Origin of the sequence: Nocardia sp. NPDC051756 (genome assembly GCF_040681495.1) — a bacterium.
Classification (GTDB): Bacteria; Actinomycetota; Actinomycetes; order Mycobacteriales; family Mycobacteriaceae; genus Nocardia.
The window spans coordinates 1-23,250 of the sequence record NZ_JBFAYV010000021.1; the positions used below are offsets into that span (position 1 = coordinate 1).

General features: G+C 65.6%; 28 protein-coding genes. 9 read left to right on the forward strand and 19 right to left on the reverse strand.

Annotated features, from left to right (window positions below; genetic code table 11):
- Nucleotides 1-243 precede the first annotated feature (243 nt).
- A complete protein-coding gene (locus tag AB0M22_RS44380; RefSeq protein WP_364739685.1) occupies nucleotides 244-750 on the forward strand; it encodes a DinB family protein in 507 nt (168 codons plus the stop codon).
- 25 nt (nucleotides 751-775) lie between these two features.
- Here the strand turns inward: AB0M22_RS44380 and AB0M22_RS44385 are convergent, their stop codons facing one another.
- Nucleotides 776-1,330, reverse strand: coding sequence for a hypothetical protein (locus AB0M22_RS44385; protein WP_364739687.1), 555 nt, complete (start codon nucleotides 1,328-1,330; stop codon nucleotides 776-778).
- A gap of 444 nt (nucleotides 1,331-1,774) precedes the next feature.
- Here AB0M22_RS44385 and AB0M22_RS44390 point away from each other — a divergent pair, with 444 nt between their 5' ends.
- Nucleotides 1,775-2,287 (forward strand): nitroreductase/quinone reductase family protein, encoded by a 513-nt coding sequence (locus AB0M22_RS44390; RefSeq protein ID WP_364739690.1) that lies wholly within the window; start codon nucleotides 1,775-1,777, stop codon nucleotides 2,285-2,287.
- A gap of 109 nt (nucleotides 2,288-2,396) precedes the next feature.
- Complete coding sequence (locus tag AB0M22_RS44395) at nucleotides 2,397-3,320, forward strand: alpha/beta fold hydrolase (protein WP_364739693.1); 924 nt, start codon at nucleotides 2,397-2,399, stop codon at nucleotides 3,318-3,320.
- Between the two features lie 73 nt (nucleotides 3,321-3,393).
- Here AB0M22_RS44395 and AB0M22_RS44400 read toward each other — a convergent pair whose 3' ends face one another.
- The 7 genes from AB0M22_RS44400 to AB0M22_RS44430 form a co-directional block, all read right to left on the reverse strand.
- Complete coding sequence (locus AB0M22_RS44400) at nucleotides 3,394-3,726, reverse strand: hypothetical protein (protein WP_364739696.1); 333 nt, start codon at nucleotides 3,724-3,726, stop codon at nucleotides 3,394-3,396.
- 222 nt (nucleotides 3,727-3,948) lie between these two features.
- The gene (locus AB0M22_RS44405; protein WP_364739698.1) at nucleotides 3,949-4,539 is read right to left on the reverse strand and encodes a DinB family protein; all 591 of its coding nucleotides are present in this window, start codon (nucleotides 4,537-4,539) and stop codon (nucleotides 3,949-3,951) included.
- A 157-nt stretch (nucleotides 4,540-4,696) separates the two neighbouring features.
- Nucleotides 4,697-5,128 carry a hypothetical protein gene (locus AB0M22_RS44410; protein WP_364739701.1) on the reverse strand — a complete coding sequence of 144 codons (432 nt, stop codon included), beginning with the start codon at nucleotides 5,126-5,128 and terminating at the stop codon, nucleotides 4,697-4,699.
- Nucleotides 5,129-5,156: 28 nt separating this feature from the next.
- Nucleotides 5,157-5,603, reverse strand: coding sequence for a hypothetical protein (locus tag AB0M22_RS44415; protein ID WP_364739704.1), 447 nt, complete (start codon nucleotides 5,601-5,603; stop codon nucleotides 5,157-5,159).
- Between the two features lie 282 nt (nucleotides 5,604-5,885).
- Nucleotides 5,886-6,224, reverse strand: a complete 339-nt coding sequence (locus tag AB0M22_RS44420) for a hypothetical protein (protein ID WP_364739707.1) — start codon at nucleotides 6,222-6,224, stop codon at nucleotides 5,886-5,888.
- Nucleotides 6,225-6,232: 8 nt separating this feature from the next.
- Complete coding sequence (locus AB0M22_RS44425) at nucleotides 6,233-6,676, reverse strand: VOC family protein (RefSeq protein ID WP_364739709.1); 444 nt, start codon at nucleotides 6,674-6,676, stop codon at nucleotides 6,233-6,235.
- A gap of 77 nt (nucleotides 6,677-6,753) precedes the next feature.
- Nucleotides 6,754-7,434 carry a TetR/AcrR family transcriptional regulator C-terminal domain-containing protein gene (locus tag AB0M22_RS44430; RefSeq protein WP_364739712.1) on the reverse strand — a complete coding sequence of 227 codons (681 nt, stop codon included), beginning with the start codon at nucleotides 7,432-7,434 and terminating at the stop codon, nucleotides 6,754-6,756.
- A 69-nt stretch (nucleotides 7,435-7,503) separates the two neighbouring features.
- On the opposite strand from AB0M22_RS44430, the gene AB0M22_RS44435 reads away from it, so the two are divergent.
- On the forward strand, nucleotides 7,504-8,613 hold the full coding sequence (locus tag AB0M22_RS44435; protein WP_364739715.1) for an FAD-dependent monooxygenase: 1,110 nt from the start codon (nucleotides 7,504-7,506) through the stop codon (nucleotides 8,611-8,613).
- Between the two features lie 129 nt (nucleotides 8,614-8,742).
- Here AB0M22_RS44435 and AB0M22_RS44440 read toward each other — a convergent pair whose 3' ends face one another.
- The 9 genes from AB0M22_RS44440 to AB0M22_RS44480 form a co-directional block, all read right to left on the reverse strand.
- Nucleotides 8,743-10,143: a hypothetical protein gene (locus AB0M22_RS44440; RefSeq protein ID WP_364739717.1), complete on the reverse strand. Its 1,401-nt coding sequence runs from the start codon at nucleotides 10,141-10,143 to the stop codon at nucleotides 8,743-8,745.
- Nucleotides 10,140-10,427: a hypothetical protein gene (locus AB0M22_RS44445; protein WP_364739720.1), complete on the reverse strand. Its 288-nt coding sequence runs from the start codon at nucleotides 10,425-10,427 to the stop codon at nucleotides 10,140-10,142. The genes AB0M22_RS44440 and AB0M22_RS44445 overlap by 4 nt, the downstream gene beginning before the upstream one ends.
- 290 nt (nucleotides 10,428-10,717) lie before the next feature.
- Complete coding sequence (locus AB0M22_RS44450; RefSeq protein WP_364739722.1) at nucleotides 10,718-11,164, reverse strand: hypothetical protein; 447 nt, start codon at nucleotides 11,162-11,164, stop codon at nucleotides 10,718-10,720.
- 706 nt (nucleotides 11,165-11,870) lie between these two features.
- On the reverse strand, nucleotides 11,871-12,299 hold the full coding sequence (locus tag AB0M22_RS44455) for a Dabb family protein (RefSeq protein ID WP_364739725.1): 429 nt from the start codon (nucleotides 12,297-12,299) through the stop codon (nucleotides 11,871-11,873).
- A 31-nt stretch (nucleotides 12,300-12,330) separates the two neighbouring features.
- Nucleotides 12,331-13,530, reverse strand: a complete 1,200-nt coding sequence (locus tag AB0M22_RS44460; RefSeq protein WP_364739727.1) for an MFS transporter — start codon at nucleotides 13,528-13,530, stop codon at nucleotides 12,331-12,333.
- Between the two features lie 171 nt (nucleotides 13,531-13,701).
- A complete protein-coding gene (locus AB0M22_RS44465) occupies nucleotides 13,702-13,866 on the reverse strand; it encodes a hypothetical protein (protein ID WP_364739730.1) in 165 nt (54 codons plus the stop codon).
- A gap of 154 nt (nucleotides 13,867-14,020) precedes the next feature.
- Nucleotides 14,021-14,848, reverse strand: coding sequence for a hypothetical protein (locus tag AB0M22_RS44470; RefSeq protein ID WP_364739732.1), 828 nt, complete (start codon nucleotides 14,846-14,848; stop codon nucleotides 14,021-14,023).
- Between the two features lie 102 nt (nucleotides 14,849-14,950).
- The gene (locus AB0M22_RS44475; RefSeq protein ID WP_364739735.1) at nucleotides 14,951-15,835 is read right to left on the reverse strand and encodes a 2-dehydropantoate 2-reductase N-terminal domain-containing protein; all 885 of its coding nucleotides are present in this window, start codon (nucleotides 15,833-15,835) and stop codon (nucleotides 14,951-14,953) included.
- 181 nt (nucleotides 15,836-16,016) lie between these two features.
- A complete protein-coding gene (locus AB0M22_RS44480; protein ID WP_364739738.1) occupies nucleotides 16,017-17,153 on the reverse strand; it encodes an LLM class flavin-dependent oxidoreductase in 1,137 nt (378 codons plus the stop codon).
- 387 nt (nucleotides 17,154-17,540) lie between these two features.
- Here AB0M22_RS44480 and AB0M22_RS44485 point away from each other — a divergent pair, with 387 nt between their 5' ends.
- The 4 genes from AB0M22_RS44485 to AB0M22_RS44500 all read left to right on the forward strand — a co-directional run bounded on the left by AB0M22_RS44485 (nucleotide 17,541) and on the right by AB0M22_RS44500 (nucleotide 19,903).
- Entirely contained in the window at nucleotides 17,541-18,077 is a 537-nt protein-coding gene (locus AB0M22_RS44485) for a GNAT family N-acetyltransferase (RefSeq protein WP_364739740.1), read from the forward strand.
- 40 nt (nucleotides 18,078-18,117) lie between these two features.
- Nucleotides 18,118-18,651 (forward strand): GNAT family N-acetyltransferase, encoded by a 534-nt coding sequence (locus AB0M22_RS44490; protein ID WP_364739743.1) that lies wholly within the window; start codon nucleotides 18,118-18,120, stop codon nucleotides 18,649-18,651.
- Between the two features lie 168 nt (nucleotides 18,652-18,819).
- On the forward strand, nucleotides 18,820-19,386 hold the full coding sequence (locus AB0M22_RS44495; RefSeq protein WP_364739746.1) for a TetR family transcriptional regulator: 567 nt from the start codon (nucleotides 18,820-18,822) through the stop codon (nucleotides 19,384-19,386).
- Between the two features lie 280 nt (nucleotides 19,387-19,666).
- Complete coding sequence (locus AB0M22_RS44500) at nucleotides 19,667-19,903, forward strand: hypothetical protein (protein ID WP_364739749.1); 237 nt, start codon at nucleotides 19,667-19,669, stop codon at nucleotides 19,901-19,903.
- 81 nt (nucleotides 19,904-19,984) lie between these two features.
- Here AB0M22_RS44500 and AB0M22_RS44505 read toward each other — a convergent pair whose 3' ends face one another.
- Nucleotides 19,985-20,830 carry a class I SAM-dependent methyltransferase gene (locus AB0M22_RS44505; protein WP_364739752.1) on the reverse strand — a complete coding sequence of 282 codons (846 nt, stop codon included), beginning with the start codon at nucleotides 20,828-20,830 and terminating at the stop codon, nucleotides 19,985-19,987.
- 291 nt (nucleotides 20,831-21,121) lie between these two features.
- On the opposite strand from AB0M22_RS44505, the gene AB0M22_RS44510 reads away from it, so the two are divergent.
- Nucleotides 21,122-22,075, forward strand: a complete 954-nt coding sequence (locus tag AB0M22_RS44510) for an NAD(P)-dependent alcohol dehydrogenase (RefSeq protein ID WP_364739754.1) — start codon at nucleotides 21,122-21,124, stop codon at nucleotides 22,073-22,075.
- A 113-nt stretch (nucleotides 22,076-22,188) separates the two neighbouring features.
- Here the strand turns inward: AB0M22_RS44510 and AB0M22_RS44515 are convergent, their stop codons facing one another.
- Nucleotides 22,189-23,013: a DUF1206 domain-containing protein gene (locus tag AB0M22_RS44515; RefSeq protein ID WP_364739757.1), complete on the reverse strand. Its 825-nt coding sequence runs from the start codon at nucleotides 23,011-23,013 to the stop codon at nucleotides 22,189-22,191.
- Nucleotides 23,014-23,250: the final 237 nt, after the last annotated feature.

Genomic DNA, 23,250 nt, shown 5'->3' on the forward strand with positions numbered 1-23,250 from the left:
CTTTTCTCCGACAGCGGTCTGCTCGAGGCCATTACGCATCACATCCCTTCCTCACCAGGAGATTCCCAGTGTTGCGCTGACCTATTGAGACCAAGGGCATTTGTGGACGTTCCGGGAGGTTTGGGGGCCGATCAGTCCGATGTGGCCACCGGCCGCTCGGAACGTGCGTTCCGTCGCATGAGTAGAGACATCGGGCGATAAATACCTCGACACCGGTTGCGGTGATCGAGGATGCTTCCCGCGATGACCCGAATCAACGACACCCCGCCCGCGTGGGACGAACGCACCCAGCTCGCCACGTTTCTCGACTACACACGCAACACCGCCCGCGCCAAGTGCGATGGTGTGTCCGCCGAGAACGCCCGCAAGGCACTCCTGCCGGGCTCACCGCTGATGACCATCAACGGACTGATCAACCACCTGCGCTGGGTCGAGTACCAATGGTTCCAGGTGGTCTTCCTCGGCGAGGAAGACCAGGCCCCCTGGACCGACGAGGACCCTGACCGCGAGATGCGCATCGCCGTCGACTTCCCGCTCACCCAATTGCTCGACGAATACGCCGAACAGAGCACCCGCTACCGCGAACTGGTCGCCGCGAACAGCCTCGACAGCCAGGCCAAGGCAACCATCCGCAACGGCCTCCACGTCGACCTCCGCTGGATTCTGCTGCACCTCATCGAGGAAACAGCCCGCCACAACGGCCACCTGGACATCCTGCGCGAGATGGTCGACGGCTCGACCGGGAAATAGATCCGCATCACCACAGCCCGACGATTCATCCGTACGGAAATCGGTGCGGGTTCAGGGGTTCGGTCGAACGCTCGCACGTCAGTCCGACTGTCAGGATGTCGGAGATGGAGTCGGTGTTTGCGAGCGCGGCTGCGGGTCGGTTGTCGCAGGCGGGGTCGTTCGTGTAGGTATCCCGGTCACGTCCGAGGGAAGACTGGCGGGATCGGGCAGCTTCGGGCGCACAGCCTCGTCCCCGAACGGCTTCGTATGCGCGACGGCACCGCGCATACGTTTGACCGCCTCGGGTTCGGCGTTGCGAGCGGACGGATCCCTGCCTGCCCTTCTTCGCGGCTTCAGCGTCGGCACCGACCAGTTCTCGAGTGCCGAGCCCGGGAGTGATGGTGAGCCACTTCTTCTCGGCGTTATAGCGCGCAACGAATAGATACGTCGTCCCGACGGAGATCACCGGCTTGCCGGCTATGTCGATCCGCTCAACCACTACGGTTGCAGGCAGGTTGCCCTTGAGCTTGTCCACCACCGATACCTGGAACTGAGACTCCGGCGGATCAATCTCCTTCTTCGTGCCGATGTACTTCTGCACGGTTCCGACAAAGATGGCATCTGCCCAGCCGGCGACTGCTTCGAGATCGCCGGGGTCGACAGCAAGCAGGGCATCTGCCTGATCTTCAGGGTGGCGTCGAACTGGCCTACGGCGGGTGGGTGGAATATCACTCGCAGGTAGCATTCGGTCTTCCCTTGGGGCGGTGGGCATTCGCCGTCGAGGATGGAGAAGGCCTGGCCGTTCATCCCATCGTCGAGTTGCACCACGGCCAGATTGTCGCACTCCATGTAGGCGAAAGGGATGTGCTACGAAGACAAATCGGCAGGGACGATGTTCATCGGATTCGGTGCGCGAACGCTTCTTGTGTATGCGAGACGTCGGATCAGGCTTGGCCGGCCACGGATCGGAACCTCTACCGCGAAAGTTGTGATCTCTGGTCAACTTAGGACTGTAACTGTCCTATCTCCACGACATACTTGAATCATGAGCGAAACCGAATTGACTGCGGGACAGCCGGATCAGGCCGAGATCACCGACTATAACGACCCGAACGCGCCGTGGAACCAGGCTTGGGACCAGCAGGGCAGCATCGCCAACTGGAACGATGATGTGATCAAAGAGTTCCGGGAGAACTCGGGCAAGGTGGGCGGTGCTTACGCGGGCGGGGACCTCATCCTGCTCACCACCACGGGAGCCAAGAGCGGCAAGCGGCACACGACTCCGCTGGGGCCGTTGTACCGGGGCGACACCATGTTCGTGAGTTCGTTCATCGAGGACAAGTACCCGGCCTGGTGGTACAACATCAAGGCGAATCCGCAGGTCACTATCGAGTTTCGGGGCAAGAGTCACCAGGCGACCGGCGAGGTGCTCGAAGGCGCGGACTACGACGAGTTCGCGGCCTGGGTGCTGGCCAACAACCCACTGCTGGCGGACTTCCAGTCCAAGGTCGACCGGCCCATGCCGCTGGTCGTGCTGACCCTCGACGGCGAGGGCTGAGCGCGCTCTCACGGCGGGATGTCCGAAAACTCGTCCAGAACAGCCGATTCCGAGTTAGAGTCGCCCCCGAGGGATGAACTGGAACACGTTCTAATCTGGGGGCTTCATCATGTCGAAATGGCGAATCGGATCGTTGCTGTGCGCGGCCGCGGTGGTGGTAGGCATGGGTGGCGGGCCCGCGCGGGCGGAACTGCCGGTGGAATACAGCACTTTCAGCGGAATCCGCGCCGAGCTGATGAATCCCGGCGGCTCGATGCCGGGCAGCAATGCTTGGGACTGTAAACCCAGTGCGGCACATCCGAATCCGGTGGTGCTGGTGCACGGCGGGGCCGGCGCGGGTGCCCAAACCAATTGGGGGACATACGTTCCACTGCTCGCCAACGAAGGTTACTGCGTCTTCTCCCTGACCTACGGCGCTCTCGACCTGCCCTGGCCGATTTCGGCGCTCGGCGCGATGACCGGTACCGCCGAGCAGAACGCGCGCACCGTCGGCGGCTTCATCGAGCGGGTACTGGCCGCGACCGGCACCCAGAAGGTCGACATCGTCGGCCATTCTCTGGGCACGCTGCTGCCGAACTATTACGCGAAACGATTCGGCGGTGCGTCCCGAATCGACCACTACGTCTCGTTGGCTCCTTTGTGGAGCGGCACTTTCGGCGATCAGCTGGCCACAGCACGCGCGTACGCGGCTCAGCTAGGCGTCGGGCCGGCCCTGGAAGCGATATTGGAGGCCCAGCCCACCGGTAAGGAAGCGCAGACCGGTTCACCGCTCATGGTCGACCTGAATTCCGACGGAATGTACGTCCCCGGCATCACCTATACGAATATCGTCACCAGCCACGACCAGGTCGTCCTGCCTTACACCTCAGGCCTGCTGCCCGGCGACGGGGTGACGAATATCCTTCTGCAAGAGGGCTGTTCGCAAGACATGTCCGATCACCTGGGCATCGTCGCCGATCCACGCGCAGCCGCCTACGCACTCAACGCGCTCGATCCGCAACACCCGCGCCCGGTGCCCTGCCCCTTTGGATAGTCCAGCACGTTGAACAACCAGTCGCGGGTACGTCCGGTTCCAAAGGGCTGTTCTATTCGAGTCCGCTGCTCGCTCAGTCTTCTACCGGCAGGTGGGGTGAGTGGTATAGGAGCGCCTCGGCCACTTCCCAGGGGTCGGTCACTGTGGGCAAGTTGTCGAAGTCCGTGGGGGAGATGTCGACGGTGAAACTGAATGTTCCTTGGCCGTCCAAAGTGACTCCGGCGTAACACCGCCAGGCTTGGAGTCGGCCTGCGCCGTTGGTCTTGGCGCAGATCGGGATCAGCACGACCGAAACTATCTCTGTCAGAGACGCTTTGGTCCACAGTGGTCTGCCGTAGGCGGCGAAGCCCTGGGAATGAGCTGCCGCGCCGAGCTCGAGCAGGCCGAGACCGTTCACGCGTTTCACTGCCGAAGGTACTTCCTGCCCAAGCAGTCCTGGCCGCATGGACCGCGCCTTCCCGAATCGCATCGTGCACCTTCCGAACAGGCGGTTCGGGCAGACGTCGCCCGAACCGCAACCGCAGCGGTCACCCGATCGATGATTCCGGCCGAGCGGCCCGCGCGCCACCTCTGGAGCCGGCCAGCTCCGGTGGCCGACTGGATCAAGGCCGCCACGAGGCCTTTTCGATCAGTCGAGTCCGGCGGCCTGCTTCGCGGCGTCCTCCAGCTTGGATCGATAGCCCTGCCACCAAGCTGGGTCGCTGGTGGGCATGTTGTCGTTGTGGGGGAGCAGGCCGGCGGCACCGTCGATGAGTTCGCGAATGATGTCGGCGTGTCCGGCATGCCGATTGGTTTCGGTGGTGACGTGCACCAAGATTCGGTGCAGCGTGACGACTCGGTCCTTCGTCCACCACGGAACCGACCCCTCGGAGTTCAGGTCGAGGCTGTCGATGGTGGCGTCGGCGTGCGCCCAGGCCCGGTGGTAGAAGTCGACAATATCTTCCCGCGATTCGTCGGCGGTCGCCCACATGTCGGCTGTGGGATCGGCGACGAAATCGTGTTTGGTGAGGGGCTCGTCGGTCGGGCGGCCGAAGGTGTCGCCGAAATAGCCGAATTCGATGGTGCCGAGATGCTTGACGAGACCCAGCAGATTGGTGCCGGTGGGCGTCATGGGCCGCCGAACGTCATACTCGGACAGACCATCGAGCTTCCACAACACGGCTTCGCGGGCGTAGCGCAGGTAACGATGCAGATCCGTTTTAGGGTCGGAGGCAGTCATGCCGAGCACTCTGCCAGGGCACCCGCCATACCTGGCTGATTTCTGTCTCCACCAACAACATTCACTCGACAGACGTGGTCAGTGTCTGGTGGTGGGGCCCGATGCCCCAACAGAAGATCCAGGTGCTGATGTTCGCGCCGACTGGGCGACGCACTGCCTAACCGGGGCACAGAATCTTCAGCTGAAGTTTTGTCTGCGTACCGTTTTCGAGGTTCGCCGCCTGTACTCGGGTGACGCCGTGGCGGGCGTAGGGGGCGGCGGTTGGGAGGAATCGTTCTAGGGTCAGGGAACATCCGTGGGGTGCGTCGCCGACGGCGAGGACGATGGAGTCCGGTGGTGGGTCGCGGGTGGGGTCGGACCTTGGGATGATCCGGATTCCCGGGGCGTGGAATTGGTCGAGTATGTGGTCGTTGGTGTCGCCGATGTAGGTGGCGTAGGCGGAGGGTGGGTTGTCGAAGATGACGCCGGTGGTGAGTCTGGTGAAGCCATCGATGGTCACCTGATCTGCCAGGGTCAGTGCGGGATTGGGCCCGGGCTTGTGCTCGCGCCACCACCAGACGCCCGCGGTGATGAGCACCAGTGATACCAAGGCCGCCACCATCCAGCGTCGAGATCGGTTAGCCGGGTGCACAGTTCACCCGGAATTCGAAGAGAATCGACGTGCCGGCCCTGATCGCTTGACGCTGATCATCGGACAGCCCGAGCCATGGGTCGAGCATCGCCGTCTGCTCGTAGCGCTCCACGGTCATCGAGCACGCCTCCGGCCCGGTACCGCTCAGCACATACGTCGAGCCCGGATCAACGGTGAACAGCGCACGTTTGGGCACCCGCAATTCGAACCGCGGCGCGATCACCGCGGCGCGCAGATCGTCCGGCGGCGGGCCGAAGAAGAAGGCCAACGAGCAGTCGATCCGATCGACGAACTCCCCGCTGCGCACCGAATGCCGCTGCAAACCATCGACTTTGATCGTCTCCGCCAATTCACAGGCTTGGCGGTGATACCGCACCGACTCGTCGCTACACCCAGCGACAGCCGCCGCCGCGAGCACGAGCCCACCCACCACACACCAAACACCCACTCGCACCGCGGTGCCCCCTCACCGATCCACCTCGCAACACGCTACCCGATCCGTTTGTGCCCCTTTCCGTCCCGATCCGCCGGTCCGGCGAAATCGGAAGTCGGTGCCGGTGGCTCTGGCGGCTACTGCGGTAACGCCCTGGTGGATAGCCTTGTGGGGTGACCGATCAGCTGGGTCCGATCGTCCCGAATCCGCACGGGCCCTATGACGAAGCGAACGCGCCGGACGATTCGATCGTGCACTGCGGCGCGCCGCATCCGTGACAGCTCAGGCGGGGAGGGTGTCTCCGGGGAAACCGTGGCAGGGGTGGACCTCGCAGCGGATCATGTCGGCTTGCACGCAGGGGTCCTCGGCCATGATCTTCGCGGCCTCCTCGGCCGGTACGGTCATGATCGCGACGCCGGCGACGGTGTCGGAGGCGACGGGGCACAGGACGGCGATGATTCCGTCGGCGCGCAGCGAGACCATGCGGCGCTGGTGTTCGAGTTCGATGGCGTCCGCGCCGTCCATGGTCCGCTTCGGGCCCCACTGAAGGAGCGCGAGGCTGAACGGTTTCGCGGTCGCGGCGAGGGCTTGGATCTGCTCGTCGGTGACTGTCGTGGTCATGGTGTGTCTCAATTCTGGATCTGCTCGGCCAGCGAAACGATGATTCCCTCGGGTCCGCGGATGTAGGCCATCCGCCAGGCGCCTTCGTATTCGCCGATGCCGCCCACCAGGCCGTAGCCGTCGGCGGCGACCTGATCGACCGCGGCCTTCAGGTCGGTGACTACGAAAGCGACGTTGCGCAGGCCCAGTTCGTTGGCGGGGGCGGCGGGCGAACCGGGGAGGTGATCCGGCCGGACGAAGCTCGACAGTTCCAGCGTCGTTCCGCCGCCGGGCAGCCGCAGCATGACGATCTCGGTGACCGCGCCGGTCATGCCGATCACGGTGTCCAGGAACTCGCCTTCGACGGTCATCTTCGGATCGGCCTCCAGCCCGAGACCGACGAAAAACGCTGTCGCGGTGTCGATGTCGGCAACGGTGATGCCGATGTGGTCGAAGCGCTCTGCGAAGCCCATGGGATACCTTTCGCTGTTTTCAAGACGCTGAGGACCGTAGCATCTTGAAGTTCCTTAAGGGAACCCTATTCGTGAATTCAGCTGGCGACGGCGGCCTGGATGCCGTCGAGGAGGAAGCCGAGGCCGGCGCGGAAGGTCTGGTCGGCGTCCAGGTGCGCGGCATCGTGCACCACCGCGGACAGCGCGGGGAATCGTCCGGTGGCGAAGGCGCGCATCAGGTATGGCCCGCGCGCGGCCTGCCAGCCCCGCTCGTCCAGGCCGGTGGCCCGTTCGGCCCGCCGCTCGGCGATCTCCCGGCGCACCGCGCCGATCACGTACGCGTTGACCGCGGCGACCACCGGCATGACGGCGTGCACGTCGAGATCGCTCAATGCGGCCGCCACCGTCTCGCCGTTGGCGAGTGCGTGCGGTCCGAGTTGCGGTCGGCCACCTAGTAATTCGGCGAGCCATTCGTGCCGGTGCGCGGCGGCCCGCGTGGCTTCGGCCAGCGATTGCAGCATCTCCCGCCACCCGGCTCCGACCGGCTGGATCTCGGCTTGGACGGCGTCGACCATCAGGTCGAGCAACTCCGCCTTGTCGGCGATGTAGCCGTACAGCCGCATCGGGCCGACGCCCAGCGCGGCGGCGATCTTGCGAAACGACACCGCGTCCAAGCCGTCCGCGTCGGCCAGCTGGATCGCCGCTCGCACGATCTGGTCCCGGCTCAGCGGGGCCGGCACGGGTCGATTCGGTGGCTCCGGCCTTTCCCATACCAGCATGGAGTGACAATACATCGGTTTCGTCGATACAGTGTATTGATCAATGCGGTGTATCGAAGGAGAGCGACTATGACCATCGCCATCGTCGGAGCGGGCCTCGGCGGCCTGGCCCTCGCGCGGGTCCTGCACGTCAACGGCATCGACTCGGTCGTGTACGAACGCGAACCGGCACGCGATGCGCGCGGTCAGGGCGGCATGCTCGACATCCACTCCGGTCAGCGGGCGCTGCGCGAGGCCGGTCTGATCGACGGGTTCCATGCGATTGCCCGAGGCGAAGGTCAGGACATGCGGCTGCTCGAACCGGATGGCACCCTGCTGCTCCAGGAGGACACACCCGACGACGCCCCGCTCGATCGACCCGAGGTCGACCGCGTCGATCTGCGCAACCTGCTGCTGGATTCCCTTCCCGACAACATGGTGCGCTGGGGGCACGCGTGCACGTCCGCCGGCCACGGCCTGCTGCACTTCGCCGACGGCAGCACCGCGACCTATGACCTACTGGTCGGCGCGGACGGCGCGCAGTCCCGGGTCCGCCCGCTGCTCACCGATGCTCGCCCGGCACATATCGGCCAGAACGTCGTCGAGCTCGGCATTCCCGACATCGACCGCACGCATCCCGACCTCGCGGCGATGGTCGGGCGCGGCAACTACTGGGTCATCGGCAACGGAATATCGTTGGGCGCGCAGCGAAATGGTGACGGTCGCGTGCGCATCGGTATCAGCTTCTACAACACCGCCGAGGATTGGTTCGCCACCGCCGGGATCCCGTTCGACGACCCGGCCGCCGCCCGCGCGCGGCTGATCGATCTGCTCGCTGGCTGGGACGCGCGGTTCGCCGCGCTGATCGCGGCCTGCGACGACGCCATCGTGCTGCGGTCGCTTACCACCCTGCCCGTCGGCCTGACCTGGCCGTCGACGCCGGGCGTCACGCTGCTCGGCGACGCCGCGCACCTGATGCCGCCTGTGGGGGAGGGTGCCAACATGGCATTGCTCGACGGCGCTGTCCTCGGCCTTGCCCTGGCCGCGCATCCGAACGACTTTCCCACTGCCGTAAAGGAATACGAACACGAGATGTTCGAACGCACCGGCGCTGCCGCCCGCATGTCCGCGGACATGCAGGAATTGCTGATGTCGCCGGATGCGGCCCAGAGACTGCTTGCCTTCTTCCAACCTGGCTGAAAGGGCGACGATCATGAAAGGGTTTGCGTGTCGGACGGTTTCGCTTTCCTCGGGAAGTGGCGAAGTCGGCGACGGGGCTATCGGATCGCGGCATCCGGTGGGCCGACCTGTGCCGCAATCACTTCGGGCCTAGGAATATCCGCCATCGGAAAGCCCTGCGCCTTTCTCGGTTCCGTTGCCGCCGGTGAGCCGTTCCCACGCGTAGGAGGCGATGAAGCGGGTGTAGCCTTCGCGCGCCCACTGCTGGGAGTGGCGCTCCTCGTGGTGTAGCAGTCGGTCCAGGTCGAGTCTGCCCTGGTACGGACCATCATCGTCCTCGTACCACGCGCTACCCGACCTGGCCACGTCTCGAAGCTGTTGCGCCGGATTCTTGGGGTCGTCGATGTTCAGCATGAACGTGTCGCCCCAGGTCGTTCCGCCGTTTCGGCTGAACTGGTCCTGGATGATGTTCCCGCCCAAGCCCATCATCATGCCGTTCGGGGTGGTCATCAACCGTCCTCCGTTGCCGTGCACGAATCGAACATCGTCGTCGTAGCTCCAGTCGTTCTTCCCCTGCCGCTTGATGATTCGCCGCAGTTCTTCAGGCCCGTACGGGGTCGGTGCGTAGTCGGTCTTTTCGCCTTGGGCGCCGTAGTCGGTGCCCGCGTTCAAGATGTAGGTCATCCGCACCGCCTTGGCGGCGTCGTCCCCGCTGATGTTGGTCGGCATCAGGAAGAACGACTTGAAGATCCCGTCGCCGTCCTTGTCCTCGCGAATCTCCTCCATTTTTCCGAGGATCTTGAAATCCTCTGGCGTGATATGGAATTCGGCGGCGATCTGCTTGATCGTGTCGATCGACACGCCTCGGCGCACGGCGTTCTCGAGCCACTGCCGGTAGTAGCCGGACACGGGCGGCCCGGTCAGCAGCCGGGCGTCGCGCAGCGCCTGCTCCATCTCGGCCACCGCGGCGTCGATCTCCACCTCCTTCCTGGCGCCGTCCAGGGTGGTCGCGCCGTGGTCGCTGATCTTGCGGTCCTGCACCAGTTGCATCACCTTGGCGATGCCGGCGTCGATCTTGAACGCCGCGGCGAGTATCGACTCCGTCTCGTTGTCCAGCTGCTGTCTGATGGTTTCCCGGTGTCGTCGGGCATCGGCCCGGGCTTCGGCCTCGACCCGCGACGTCAGCGGCGGGTCGGGGGGTTTGTTGTCCACGATCGCGCCTTCGCCGACGATGTGGAACTGGTAGGTGTCGGCGAGGGCGTCGTTGTTGAGAACCCGGGTCTTCAGGGCGGACACGTCGTCCGAGGCGCCCTGCATGGCGCGTTCGACCGCGGTCAGCTCCGCGACCAGGAGCTCGGCGTGGTTGCGCGTATCTCCGAGCGAGCCGCGTGCGCGCTCGCCCCCGTAGCCGTGCCAGTCGGGCAGTCGCCTGGCGTCGTCGAGTTCATCCTGCAACCCGATGAGTTTGTCTCGCCGTCCACGCAGATTGGTCGCCGATGTGTCGAGTGCCCCGGCGTCCCATTTGCGGACGTCGTCGTAGCTGATGGTCATAGCCGAAAAGCCTTCTTCGCCTCGTCCTCGTTGTCGGAGTACAGCGTCGCGGCCGAGGTGACCAAGACACTCCACCGGTCGATCTCGTCTGCCCACCCCTTCGCGCGTTCGTTGAACGTCGACGCCAGTGCGGGTGCGTTCTTTGCCGCGTCTCCCCCTGGCAATGCGGTCGCGATCGTGTCCAAGCCGGTGCCCGGGTCCACCGCCCTGGTCTGGGTCGCGGCGGATCCCGCCGCCGTGGCCGCACTCCGCAGCTGACCGATCTCGACCTCGAACCCGCTCATCGCCCGAGACCTCCGCCCTTGCAGTCGATTTCGCGAGAGCCGAGATGGTCGGCGAGACGCCGAATTGCTTCGTTGCCGGCCTGGATCGTTTCTTCTGGCATCGAATGTTCCCCCTGACGCGCTGTCAATCAATTGGCGTAGCGCGTAGCCATCAATGTTGTCGCTCAGCAAGATTCGCCGCCGGCCGATACCTCACTGATGCTGAAGAATACGCGCAAATCCGCACCACCGCAGGAGGATTCGCCGATCGATTCCGGCGGTCGCGGGCTGGTTCGGCAGGTCGTCGAGGGTCAGATGGGTTCGAGCATCGCCGTGAGTTTGGCGGCGCGTCCGGCGGTGTCGAATTCGAAATGCAGATAGTGCCCGTTTACCGCGTATCTGTCGAAGTTCGGGCCGGTGCGCTCCGGCTTTCCCAGTCGGGCCGTCACTTCGGCGCGGGTTGCGGTGGGGGACAGGCCTTCCAGTAGATCGTGGGGGCGCGGGTACAGCCCGTAGGCCTCATCGGCACTGTCCGGCTGGGTTCGCACCATCGCCGATACGAGCACCTTGTCCTCGAAAAGGAGGTCGGTGCCCGCCGGGTGGAAGACGTAATACATGGATTGGACCTCGTCCCAGTCGAACTCCTCGACCTTCATCTCGGGGCCGACGAGTGCGATGGCGGCGAGAATGCGGTCGTCACCTAGTGGAAGCCCGAGAACCCCGAGCATTACTGCGATCTCGCCGCGGACGACGGTCATTTCCTTACTCCCGCCTCAGCTCGCGGTGGACCGACAATTCGGGCACATCGCGAACTGCCGGTCGGCCACACCGACCAACGAATGGGCCACGCTACCCGACGACACTCACTCATCGGCAACATAGTTCATGCCGAAGTCGCAATGGCGGGGCGGGAAGCGACCAACCGGATTCGCGGCCGACGGCTCAGTTTGTTCTGGCGCGAAGGACCGGACATATCGATGTCAGGGTGGGTGTCCGGTGTGGTTCCCGGCGTAGAGTTCGAAGCGCTTTCTCCGGGTCCCGAAGTGCGGCTCGTCTCCGTATGGATGTCCGACTCTGGAGTTGAGTTTGTCTCTTCTTGATCGCTGTGACGCTGCTCGCCGACTTTGCCGGACGGCGTTCGATGATCCGATGTGGTTTCCCGCGTGGCGGGGTCCAGTCGCCTTGCTCAGGCGATCGAGCGAATCCCATTCTCTCCCAGTCCTGGTCGGTGCCCGCCCGCTCACCCGCTGATCGCGGCTACATCCTTCCGGATCCCGTAAACCGCTCGACAGGAAGGAACTATCGAATGACATCACAACCCGAACCCGGGCCAGACGGCGCGGCCGACAACGAAGACGTCCAAGACGACAAGCCATAAGACAGGCGTCTGGCCACTGAACCCTCAACCCGGACAACGCGAAACCCCCTGTCGGACAGTCTGTCCGGCAGGGGGCTCGGGTGTGCTTACTTCTCGCCGTGGTGTCCCGGTGCGGCGCTACCGCTGTATTCGCCGAGATCTGAGACCAGCTTGGTCAGTTCCGGGTCGCTGTCGTAGCGACGCTGGTGCAGTTCGGCGATCTTCTCGGCCATCGCCGGGTCCGGGTCGTCGGTGATGTCGAAGGAGGCGAACTTGTCGACCAGGGGCAGACCGACCCGGTCGGTATTGCGGTGGGCCGGGTGGATCAGGTACTCCCAGTAGCCGGCCAGGTCCTCGATGACGAACACTGCGCCCCACTGGTATTCGCCGCCGAAGTCGGGGCCGACGACGAAGGACTTCACCGAGGGGATGGTCCGTCCCTGGTTGCGCAGGCTCTCGAGGGCTTCTTCGATCGCCTCGGGGGAGGCGTCGGCGCGGAGGGTGAAGCGGTTGCCGTGGTAGATCATTTCTTTCATCCTTTGATGGTTGGTGGTGAATTCAGAGGTGTTACTTGGCATTACGGAGCAGGGGCAGCGCGATCACCGCGCCTAGGGTCATGGCGATTCCGGTCCAGAGGAACGCGCCGCCGATGCTGGTGAGCTGGATGAGCGGCGCGACGATCAGGGGAGAGACGAACTGGCCGAGGAAGATTCCGGTGACCAGGCCGCTGAGGATCCGGCCGCGAGTGGCGGCCGGTGCGAGGTCGCTCAATCGCATATTCAGGTTGGGGACGGCGAGGCCGACGCCGAAGCCACCGACGAGCAGCCCGGCGACCACCTGCACCACGGTGCCCGCGGTGCCGACGAGCACCCACCCGATACCGAGCAATCCGATGCTGGCGGCGGTGAGGACACTCGGTGACCAGCGGCTCCTGAGTGACGGAAAGGCAAGTGCGCCACCGACACTGCTGAGCGTGGTTGCGGCGATCACCGCACCGACCAAGGCCGGGCCGATGTGCAGTTCCGCCAGTAGGAAGGGCAATTGGGTGGGGGCCATGTAGAAGGCGAGCGTCACCAAGAAGGCGAGCAGGTAGAGCCCGGCGATCGGGCGGAAGATCCCGGACCGCGAACCTGCGGTGTCGACACCAATCGGCCCGGACACCTTGTCCCGCCGCTGTTCTCGCAGCGCAAACAGTGCGAACGGCAAGATTATCGCGGAGACGCCGTAGATCCAGAACGGCAACTTCCAGTTCGACGCGGCCAGCAGGCCCGCCAGCGGCAAGAAGACGACGCCGCCGATGCTGGCGGAAGCCTGTTGCAGCCCAAGGAAAGTCGCCCGTTTCGGGCCCTCGAACCAGTCGGTGATGATGGCGCTGACCGCCGTCATGATGCCGCCGACCGCGACGCCCACCAGGGCCCTGGTCACCAGCAGGACGCTGATGCTGTCGACGAAGAAGCCGGCCGCTCCCGCCACGGCGTACAGCGCGAGGCTGCCCACCAGCAGCGGTTTACGCCCGATCCGGTCGGCGGCCATGCCGGCCAGCGGCGCGCTGAGGCCGATCGCCAGCGACGTGACCGTCAGTACCAGCCGCACCAGCACATCCGCGCCGGCCACCGCCGAGAACGTCTCGCGCATGGCGGGCAGGCTCGGCGCGATGACGGCCGGACCCATCACGGTCAGCGTCGCGGCGGCCAGCACTGTGGCGCGGGCGATGCGCGCCGGCGTGGCCAGCTCTCGCTCCACCGCCTCGTCAGGTGCCGCGCTCATGGGTTCCTCCTCGTGTCCGGCAAGTCGTGTTCGCTTGCTGACATCGAGATTTCCATCCGCGCGGCGGCATTCGCGTCGGTGATTTCTACCTAGATACGTAATCGATTCGGCGGTTACGTAGTGGCCTACGTGCCGCGGGTGATCTCGGTCTCGACCGGGGACGGTTACCCGTTACGCAGGCGGTGTCGGCGTAGAAGCGGTGGCAGTCGTGGGCGGCGCACAGGCGGATGTGGTCGGGCCGCGGGCGATGCGGAATCCCATCAGCGCGGCGCCTGCCTCGGCGGCGACGTGATTGAGCAGCGGTGCGGCCGACGTGCTGATCGTTGCCGGCGTCATCACGTCGATCGTTCGTACGGGCACGGTGTGGGAAGACCCGGTGGGGCAGCTGTTCACGCAAACGGCATGGGTTGGCTCACTGCTGATCCTCATTGTGGATAAGCCTGCTCGAGCTCGACCGTAGGACTGTCGCATTCGGCGGCCGACTCGATTCCTAGTCGGCGGAGGATATTTGGACGACGATTCCGCCGAAGCGGGCCTCCTGCATGGTCGCAGGATGTCCGTCGATGAAACACATTCCGGTTCGGGTGACCTCGACGCATTCTTCGCCGGGGGAGTCCGACCGATCGATGGTGTCGGTGTAGGCGATCATGCCGCCACTGAAACTGGTGTTGTAGCCGGTGATCTGGCGTCCAGCACGATCGGTGGTTCGGCTCAGACAATCGTCGCAGACCGCGCGGGGGTAGCGTTCGGTGTAAATCGTCGGGCTCGCGCAGTGTGGGCAGGCTTGGGTGTATCGCCGCCCAGGGGCCGGAGCTTGCAGCAGGAAGTCGTTGCGCGCGAGGATGTTTCGTCCCGTGCCTTCCTGGTTGCGGCCGCGTCGCAGGTTCAGGAGAACGAACTCGGCGTAGTCGGCTGTCTCGGCATCGATCGCTGGCCCGGGCATCTCGCTTATTCGCGTGTGCCCGGCATCGTAGGCCGCGAGCGCCAGTCGGTGCGCCGCCGAGAGTTCGCTGTCGGGGATGTCGCGGTTGGCGTGCTCGGCCCGGGCCAGATGCTCGGCGATCACCGTGTCGATGGTCTGTCCCTCCGCCCACAGCACTCCGCCGGCATAACCGGCCGCGGTCACCAGGACATAGCCGTCCATCGGGCCACGGTCGGTCCCGACCGTGTGCGAGAAGGCGAAACCGCGGCCGTAGCGGGCATTCTCCAGCCCCTGATGGGCGTAATAGGCGAGCGTGCCGGAATCCCGCTCCCGCTCGCGCGCGATCCGCAGCGCTTCCGCATAGGTCGGCGGAGAGCTCCGGTCTGGTCGTGTCATGAACGTCAGCCTATGCGGGTCGCCCTCGACCTCCTCCGCGATCCAGCGCCCACACCCGAACTGCGCGGCCCGGGTGCGGTCCGGGACCTCGAGTAACCAGGTTCACCCTGGCCGGACTGCCAGTAGTGCTGGAGTGCCTTGCGGTGCAGCGTAATTCATTTCGTCGATCAGTGCTGCCGCCTCGCCGTCCGGGGCCGTCGACGTTGCTTTGATGAACGCCGGGAGGCGGGTGAGGGCCCACAGCAGCGAGGCGAGTATCGGGGTGGGGAGGTGGGGGAGTGCGGCAATTGGGCTGGGCGTGAGGGTGTTTCCCAGTTGGCGGACCAGGTTCAGTCCTTCGTGCAGGGCGCGAGCGAGTTCCAGCGAATCGCGTCGGTTCATGCCTCGGCCGTGCTGGTGCACGCTGTTTCCGGCCAGCATCATCGGCACGGCGACGGCTGCGTGGGTGCGCAGCCAACTCTGCATGTCGGGGTGTGCGGACGAGGGGATTCCGGCGGCGGAGAAGACCTTCACCCAACGATCATCGGAGACGGTTGTGACTGCGCCTCGGCGGAAAATGGTCGATGACAGTCGGCCGTCTTCGAGGCCGGCCATTATCGCCGGAAAGCCGAACACTGTGCGCTGCACGCCTACTGCGTCGCTTAGGCGGTCGAGGGGCTGAAATGTATTGAACATGAACATGATCGTGTGCGCGGCGCAGTCCGCGAGGCGCGGCAGCAGCACGTCCGCCTGCGAAGCGAGCACCGTGACCAGCACGAGATCCCATGGTGTGGTCGTGTTCAACTCGTCGGCGACCTGCACGGCGGCCCGTTCACCGGTGGTGGTGACGATCGCCTCGTCTCGGCGCAGGTCCCGTAGTCGAGTGCCGCGAGCGATGACGGTGACGTCGTGGCCTGCGCGGGCGAGCTGAAAGGCGAAGGCGCTGCCGATTCCGCCGGGACCGATGACAGCGACACGCAGGCCCTGCGGGTCAACAGGTTGGGACATCCTTACGTACTACCACCGGCCTGCGGAATTAGCTTGCCCTGGAGAGGAATTGGTCCGTCCAGATAGACCATGTCAGGCGCCGGTGAACCCTGAGGTCGTTCATCGGCGCATCTAGACCAGGGCGGGGTCAGTGGACCAGGGCAGCCAAATGCGCGCTGCGGGGGACCGATCTATCGGCACGTCAGCCCACCGCGAGCGGGCCTGGTCGCCGTCGCTTCAGGTTGCTGATCAGCCGGCGTTGTTCCCGGAGGCCTGCCGCGGCCAACGTCGGTTTGACCGCGGAGGCGAAGGCGTAGAAGAGGATGTGGTTCAGTCCGGCGTCGAGGTAGGGGTCCAGCCAGCGCTCGACGTCGGCGGCGGTACCGGAGGGCATCAGCGCGCGCACCAACTCGGGTGTGACGTGCTTGCTGTATTCGGCGAAGCGCTCACCCTCGAAGACGGCGGGATCCACCTGCGAGTAACCGGGGTTGTCCGCGCCGAGCGGGTGCGTCGCTCCGGCCGCAGTCCAGGTCGCTCCCGGCATGACCAGCGCCATGGCCTGGATGAAGGGCGCGCGGCACAGTTCGTCGAGGACGCGTTGGTCGGGCGCGAGCAGTGGCGCCAGTAACACGCTGCGGTGCAAGGCTTCCGGGTCGCGCCCGGCGTCCAGGGCGCCCCGCGCGAAGTGGGTCGCGGCGGTGTGCCAGGAGGTGGTGGTGTCGTTGAGGATGAACATCCAGCCGTCGCCGTGCTGCCCGGCGATCCGGCATGCGCGCGGGCCTTGCGCGGCCACCCACACCGGGGGAGTCGTGCCATGGAGCGGCGGCAGTCCGAATCTGGCTGTGCGCCAGTCGTGGAACGGCCCTGCGTGCGTGAGCAGTTCGTCCGGGGAGGCCCACGCGGCGCGCAACGCGGTCAAGAAATCGGCCAGACGACCGGCGCGCGGCTCGAGCGTCAACCCGTAGGGGACGGTGTTCTCGAATTCGCCCGACCCGATCCCCAGCACGACCTTGCCGCGCGACAGATGATGCAACGACATCCACGCCCGCGCCAGATCGGCCGGACTGCGCCGCACCACATCGGTGACCGCGACCCCCATCACCGGCCCGCGCGGCCGCGCCCATCGGGCCAGCGCGACCGTCGGATCCAGGTACGCGTCCAGCGAGGAGACGAAGCGCGCCATCGGCGAGAACCGGACGTTCCATGCGGCGGCGGGAAACGCCGACTTGGTGTGGTCGGAAAACCACACGTCATCGACCCCGAGCAGACGCGCGGTCCGCATGTTCAGCTTGATCGCCCACACGGGCGCAACAGGTTCGATCAGGGACCCGATTCGCACCCGGTCACCCTGCGGCCGAACCTGGTACGGACTTCGACGCCGGTCCATCGCCACCCCCGAGAGGAATCCTGCTCGATTTATAGCAAGAAGCTAGGAGTCCTGACCGGGAAACGGGCGAACGTGGTGCCGGCGACACTCGTTCGGCCTCCGTCGATGAGCTGGATCGGGTCGGCCAGTTGGCTGAATTACTCGGCCGGTCCTTCCGCTGTGCGGGAACGCGTCCTATTTTCATGCGGTGAACTGGGATATCGCTGATGTTGTCGGCGGGGGTCGTTTATCGAGTGGTTCAGGGGAGCCAGCGCTCATTCGCGAGCGTGACCGCGCTGGAGTATGGATGTGATCATGGGAGCGGACGCGAGAAGCTTCACGATGTGCGAAGGAGTGCCGATGGTGTCCATCGAGATGGTGCCTGCGGAGGCGGCGGGGGATACCGCGCTGGTCGCGGAGTTGACCGATCTGGTGAATCAGGTGTACGAGGTCGCCGAAGAAGGGCTGTGGCGGGACGGTGCCAGTCGCACAACGACATTCGAGCTAGCGGGGTTGATCAGTGCCGGTCAGCTCGCCGTGGCGCGCGACGCGGATCGCCGAGTCGCCGGCGCCGCCTGCATCCGGCAATTGGCGGACGGTATAGGGGAATTCGGCATGCTGGTGTCCGCGCCCGAGCGGCGTGGCACCGGAATCGGCCGGGCCCTGGTCGATTTCGCCGAGCGCCACTGTGTCGATCGGGGCGCGCGGACGGTGCAGCTGGAGCTACTGGTGCCGCGCAACTGGGCGCATCCGGTGAAGGAGTTCTTGCGCGGCTGGTATCTGCGGCTCGGGTACGTCCTCGAGCGTAAAAGTGAGCTGGAGGAGGGCTACCCGCACCTGGTGCCGCTGCTCGCCACTCCGTGCGATTTCCTCATCTTCCACAAGCCGATGCACTGATGTCTCGATGGACCTGCCCCAAGCCGAATAGGAACCAATCATGACCGCGCAGTTGCCGTTTCAAGTAGACCTACCCAGCGACGCCCTGTCGGACGTGCTCGCCGACTCCACACTGTCCACCTTCACCGCAGACGATCTCGCCGAACTCGTTGTCCTGCAACGATGCTGCTGGGTCCCGGAGGCAGCGCTCAACAACTTGTTCGATCTTCCGCCACTGCACGAAACCCATGACGAGGTACTGGCGTGGGCGACCACATCGATGACTCTGGTTGTGCGGCAACGCGGACGTCTGGTCGCTGCGGTACGCGGCCAGGTCGAAGGCAGTGACTGGCACGTCGGCCGGCTCATGGTCGCTCCCGACCTGGCCGGGCGGGGAGTCGGTTCCCGTCTGCTGCGCCTGATCGAAACTCTCGCCCCCGCGCACATCGAACAATTCGTCCTGTTCACCGGTGCTCGCAGCGAACGCAACATTCGCATGTACCAGAACGCGGGCTACCGACTCCTGCCTACGCCGGATCCACTCCCGCCCAACCACATTCGCGGTGCCGTCCACATGGTGAAGCCCCGACTCTGATCAGTGCTCACCGATCAGCACCGTACGCGTCGGCTGCGCCGCGCTGATGGCTGAGTCCAGGTGTCATGATTTGGTCGCGGCGAGGGGTCCGAGCGGCGCTGGAGTCGGCCACGATGCGGATCCAGCCGGGGAAGCGGGTGATGGGACGAAGTCTCGTACACTGCTCGCATGGCCCGCTGGCAACCCGACGCCCAAGGACGACTCGCCAACGCCGCCCTCGACCTGTTCGAGGAGCACGGCTACGAGAACACGACCGTGATCGAGATCGCCGAACGCGCGGGGCTCACCAAGAGCACGTTCTTCCGGTACTTCCCGGACAAGCGCGAGGTGCTCTTCGGCGGGGGCACGGTGTCCGATCTGCTCGTCGAAGCGATCGTCTCGGCGCCGCCGGCCGCCGGACCACTCGACGCGGTGGCAGACGCGCTCGACGCGCTCGGCCGGACGGTTTTCACCGCCGACCGTCGCGAATTCAGCGCCCGGCGTCAGGCCGTGCTGAACGCGAATACCGAACTGCGCGAACGCGAAGCACTGAAACGAATCGACCTCACCGCCTCGATGATCGAGGCCCTCGGCCGCCGCGGAGTCCCGAGCCTGACCGCGCGCGTGGCCGCGCAACTGGGCACCCTCGCCTGGGGGATCGCCTACGACCAGTGGATCGATGCCGGCAGTGCGGATTTCGGCCCGCTGGCCCGGCAAGCGCTCGCCGAAGTACGCGCGGTCGAAGTCGTGCGTTAGCCGGCACCGCTGTCCAGGCACAAGCCTGTCGCAACGTTTTTGAGTTGTGCGACTCCGATGGACACGATTCGCCACTCCCATTGCTGACGTGTGGCGGTGCGGGCGGACTGGCACCAGGCCTCGAAGTCACTGAGGCGGATGTGGAGCCACACAACTGGAAACCGCGGCGCCGTGGCGGGACCGCAGGCCGGCGCTGTAGCCCCGATCGGAAGCGACCATCGCCGTAGTATTGGTCTGGCCATCACGGCGCGGCCGGACGAGTGAACGGTGGAGGCGAAGAATGACCGACGAGGAAATCGTCGTTTCGTTCGCCCTGATCAGGTTGGATAACGCGAACAGCGATCTCGATCTGGAAGACGTTGCCGCCCTGGTGGTGCGCCGCCTGACTCCCGATCAGGTGCTCGAGCTGGCTACCCGCAACCTGGCTGCGCGAAATGAGCTACGGGGAGCATTGTTCGCGTCCGCGGTCGAGCATGTGCTCAGGACGGTCCTGACCGCCCGAGGACCTGTCGACTAACGCACGGTAATCGGTGCGGGTTCAGGCGGTCATCGCCTGGCTCTCGCCGAGGGGTGAAGTTGCCGGACGTGGCCTGCTCGCTCAGATGACCTGTGCGGCAACCAGCGTCTCGAAGGTATAGGGCCGCACGCCATCGGTACGGCCGGCGAAGTACCGTTGCTGGAGGTCTGCATGTGTGGGATGGTCCACGACCTTCAGCCCGCACCGGCTGATCAGCCGCTCGATCTCGGATACCGGCCAGCCGGGCTGAAGCGGCTCGCCGACAGAAGCCGCGATCGGCGTGTAGATACGGGCGAATTCCGTTCCCACGTCGTCGAGCGCGCAGTCCTCGGCCCGGTAGGAGAACACCACCTCGGACCCGGGAGCAGCCGCCGCGATCGTGCGCAACCCCGACTCGATCGCCGGTGCCGTCAGATACGGGGCGACGCCCGTCCAGCTGAACATCGCCGGCTGCGTCCAGTCGAACCCGGCCGGGCCCAGGGCATCCTGAACCGGTCCGGCCTCGAAATCGGCCGGCACGAATACCTGGGAGTCGCTGAGCGGCAGGCCGAGCTCGCTGACCCGCTCGAGCTTCCAGGCCTGGGAGGCCGGGTGATCGACCTCGAACACCGTCAGCGCGCCGAGCAGATCCGGCCGCCGCCACGCGAACGAGTCGAGCCCCGCGCCGAGAATCACGTACTGCGTGAACGCGCCGGCCGCCAGCCGGTCCTCGGCGTACCGGCTGCGGGTGCAGACAGCCACGCGGGATTCGCGACGCACCGGGTCGGGGAACAGCGGATCGAACTGGTCTCGCAGCTGCTGCCATACCGGGCCGACAAGCACCAGGGCCAGCGCATCGTCCAGTACCCACGGCGACGCCGTCTCCAAGCGAAACAATCCACGCGACACGGCCGCAAACATCGCCGTCCTGCTCGGCGCGCTTTCCATGCATTCCTCCTCGCAGGCCGGCACCCGGCATGCCGACCACGCTCGCCCACTTTGCGTACTTCACAGGATGCGCCTGAAGCGCACTGACGGCCATAGCCGGATCGCCCCATGCCGCCGACACAGCTGACCGACGAATGCCATAGTGCGGCAATGGACCTGCCATGCGAGATCTGTGGCAGGTCGCGAATCCTCGCCAGCTGCACTGATACTCAGGGCAACAGCCGAGCTGCGATGTTCGGCTAGAGTTTGTCCTGTGTCAGGCTGTCGCTCGATCCTCGGTGCTGGAATCGCATGAGGGCTGTCGTGTACGACCGCTACGGCGGCCTAGAGGTGCTGTCGATCGCGGATATCCCAACGCCGTCCCCTGCGCCGAAACAGGTGCTGGTACAGGTGCATTCGACGTCGATCAATCTCTCCGACTGGGAGACGATGCGGGGGCGGCCGCTGTATTCGCGCATCGGCGGGCTCTGGACTCCCGGTCGCCCGGTTCTCGGATCCGATATCGCCGGACGGGTCGAAGCCGTCGGCTCCGAGGTGACCTTGTTCGCGCCCGGTGACGAGGTCTACGGTGACAATCTGAAGCTCAAGGGCGGATTCGCTGAATATGCCGTGGCTCCTGAATCGGCGCTGGCTCACAAACCGGCGTCGCTGAGCTTCGCCGAAGCGTCGACCCTGCCCCAAGCCGGGGCGATCGCCCTACAGGGCACGGCCGATATCGCGGCCGGAATGTCGGTGTTGATCAACGGAGCGGGCGGCGGATCCGGAGCGTTCGCGATCCAGTTGGCCAAGCACGCCGGGGCACACGTGACCGCGGTCGACAACGCCGACAAGCTGGCGTTCATGCGCACGCTCGGCGCCGACGAGGTCATCGACTATCGCGTCGAGAACTTCACCCGAACCGGACCATACGACCGAGTACTCGACCTCGTCGCCCACCGGTCGGTCTTCGCCTACCGCAGGTCGGTCGCCCGCGGTGGCCGGTACCGCTGCGTCGGCGGCACCACAGGCGCGTTGCTGCGGATGACCACGGTCGGCGTGCTCGCCGGAATGGTGACCGGCCGCGGGCTCGGGGTCCTCGCGGTGAAGGAAGGGCCCGCGCACTTCACGCCCCTCGCGGAGGCGTGTGTCGCGGGACGGATCGGAATCCACATCGACCGCAGTTTCTCCCTCGACGAGACCGTGGACGCGCTGGCCTACGTCGGTGCGGGACGCGCCCTGGGCAAAGTGGTGGTCGAGATCCGCTGATCGGCACCACCGGATGTTGTGCGCCACAACGGGTCTGATCCGGTGGCCGGCCGTTTCGAACCGCGCGTAAAGCCCTCAGGCTGTTGATCTTCCACGCGCGTCGGGCGGTGGGTCTAGTGGACCTTGCGGAACCGGGCGTCGAGAAAGGTGAAGATCGCGAACGCGGCCAGGCCGACCGCGACGATGAGCAGCAGCACGGTCCCGTGCGGCTCGGCCGCCAGGGTCCTGAGCGCCACGTCCAGCCCGGTCGCCTTCTGCGGCTGGCTCTGCACGGCGGCCACGATGACGAGCGCCCCCGCACCGGCGTACACCCCACCGAGTGCCGCGTACCCGAGCTGACCGAGCCGGATCACGACCCGTTCCGTCGACCGGCTCGCCTTACCGAAGTCTTGCTCCTCGCGGAACCGCTTCGACCAGCCGTGGCGGGCGACGAACAGCCCCGCGACGACGATCGCGAGCCCGATGACGACCACCGCCGGCTTGCCCCACTCCTTGCTGAGCAGGCCGCCGATGAGACCGAGCTGCGCCTGGTCGGTCGACGAGGCCGGCGCGCCGTTCGCGAGCTTGGCCGCGCTGTAGGCGAGGTAACCGAACAGAACCGCCTCGCCGAAGTTCATCGCGCGCAGCAGCTTCTGCTTCCGGCTGCGCCGCGCGCCGGTGCAGGCCCCGAGTAACTGCCATAGCACGGCGAACCCGAGCCCGACAGTGATGAGCCAGAGCACGAACCCGCCACCGGAGTTCTCCGCGAGGTTCTGCAGCGCACCGGTCTTGTCCGCTTTCCCGACCCCGCCGCCATCGAGGTCGCCGAGCGCGACCTGAACGCATACCCACGCCACGAGGAGGTGAACTACGCCGTACGCCACCAGACCCACCCGCGCCGCCAACTGAAACGGCGCGCTGCCGGCCACCTCGTGATGGATCCGAAACGACTTCCTCATAAGCACAACACGAGAAAACCGTAACCGCGCGAGGCCTCGTTGGCGCCCGTAATGCGCACGCCCATCGGCAGATCTGGATGTTCCAGAGGCGCCGCGCCCGGTTGCGCTGGGGGAAAGCAGGTGGCTTTCGTCGAAAAACCCTGTGTTGGTAGCGTTTCCGGCTGCGCTCTGCACGACGGCTTATCTAGTGTTGGACAGGCGGCCGCGCCGATCCGAAGGATGGACCATGACGCGATC

Bases quoted from the DNA above. Each gene is read 5' to 3' on its own strand.
- AB0M22_RS44500 (WP_364739749.1), top strand. From the start codon at position 19,667: ATGACCGACGAGGAAATCGTCGTTTCGTTCGCCCTGATCAGGTTGGAT.
- AB0M22_RS44475 (WP_364739735.1), bottom strand. From the start codon at position 15,835: ATGTCCCAACCTGTTGACCCGCAGGGCCTGCGTGTCGCTGTCATCGGT.
- AB0M22_RS44425 (WP_364739709.1), bottom strand. From the start codon at position 6,676: ATGGGCTTCGCAGAGCGCTTCGACCACATCGGCATCACCGTTGCCGAC.
- AB0M22_RS44485 (WP_364739740.1), top strand. From the start codon at position 17,541: ATGGTGTCCATCGAGATGGTGCCTGCGGAGGCGGCGGGGGATACCGCG.
- AB0M22_RS44420 (WP_364739707.1), bottom strand. From the start codon at position 6,224: ATGACCACGACAGTCACCGACGAGCAGATCCAAGCCCTCGCCGCGACC.
- AB0M22_RS44465 (WP_364739730.1), bottom strand. From the start codon at position 13,866: ATGACGCCGGCAACGATCAGCACGTCGGCCGCACCGCTGCTCAATCAC.
- AB0M22_RS44405 (WP_364739698.1), bottom strand. From the start codon at position 4,539: ATGACTGCCTCCGACCCTAAAACGGATCTGCATCGTTACCTGCGCTAC.
- AB0M22_RS44440 (WP_364739717.1), bottom strand. From the start codon at position 10,143: ATGACCATCAGCTACGACGACGTCCGCAAATGGGACGCCGGGGCACTC.
- AB0M22_RS44505 (WP_364739752.1), bottom strand. From the start codon at position 20,830: ATGGAAAGCGCGCCGAGCAGGACGGCGATGTTTGCGGCCGTGTCGCGT.
- AB0M22_RS44380 (WP_364739685.1), top strand. From the start codon at position 244: ATGACCCGAATCAACGACACCCCGCCCGCGTGGGACGAACGCACCCAG.
- AB0M22_RS44395 (WP_364739693.1), top strand. From the start codon at position 2,397: ATGTCGAAATGGCGAATCGGATCGTTGCTGTGCGCGGCCGCGGTGGTG.
- AB0M22_RS44435 (WP_364739715.1), top strand. From the start codon at position 7,504: ATGACCATCGCCATCGTCGGAGCGGGCCTCGGCGGCCTGGCCCTCGCG.
- AB0M22_RS44450 (WP_364739722.1), bottom strand. From the start codon at position 11,164: ATGACCGTCGTCCGCGGCGAGATCGCAGTAATGCTCGGGGTTCTCGGG.
- AB0M22_RS44515 (WP_364739757.1), bottom strand. From the start codon at position 23,013: ATGAGGAAGTCGTTTCGGATCCATCACGAGGTGGCCGGCAGCGCGCCG.
- AB0M22_RS44430 (WP_364739712.1), bottom strand. From the start codon at position 7,434: ATGCTGGTATGGGAAAGGCCGGAGCCACCGAATCGACCCGTGCCGGCC.
- AB0M22_RS44490 (WP_364739743.1), top strand. From the start codon at position 18,118: ATGACCGCGCAGTTGCCGTTTCAAGTAGACCTACCCAGCGACGCCCTG.
- AB0M22_RS44460 (WP_364739727.1), bottom strand. From the start codon at position 13,530: ATGAGCGCGGCACCTGACGAGGCGGTGGAGCGAGAGCTGGCCACGCCG.
- AB0M22_RS44445 (WP_364739720.1), bottom strand. From the start codon at position 10,427: ATGAGCGGGTTCGAGGTCGAGATCGGTCAGCTGCGGAGTGCGGCCACG.
- AB0M22_RS44455 (WP_364739725.1), bottom strand. From the start codon at position 12,299: ATGAAAGAAATGATCTACCACGGCAACCGCTTCACCCTCCGCGCCGAC.
- AB0M22_RS44390 (WP_364739690.1), top strand. From the start codon at position 1,775: ATGAGCGAAACCGAATTGACTGCGGGACAGCCGGATCAGGCCGAGATC.
- AB0M22_RS44470 (WP_364739732.1), bottom strand. From the start codon at position 14,848: ATGACACGACCAGACCGGAGCTCTCCGCCGACCTATGCGGAAGCGCTG.
- AB0M22_RS44495 (WP_364739746.1), top strand. From the start codon at position 18,820: ATGGCCCGCTGGCAACCCGACGCCCAAGGACGACTCGCCAACGCCGCC.
- AB0M22_RS44510 (WP_364739754.1), top strand. From the start codon at position 21,122: ATGAGGGCTGTCGTGTACGACCGCTACGGCGGCCTAGAGGTGCTGTCG.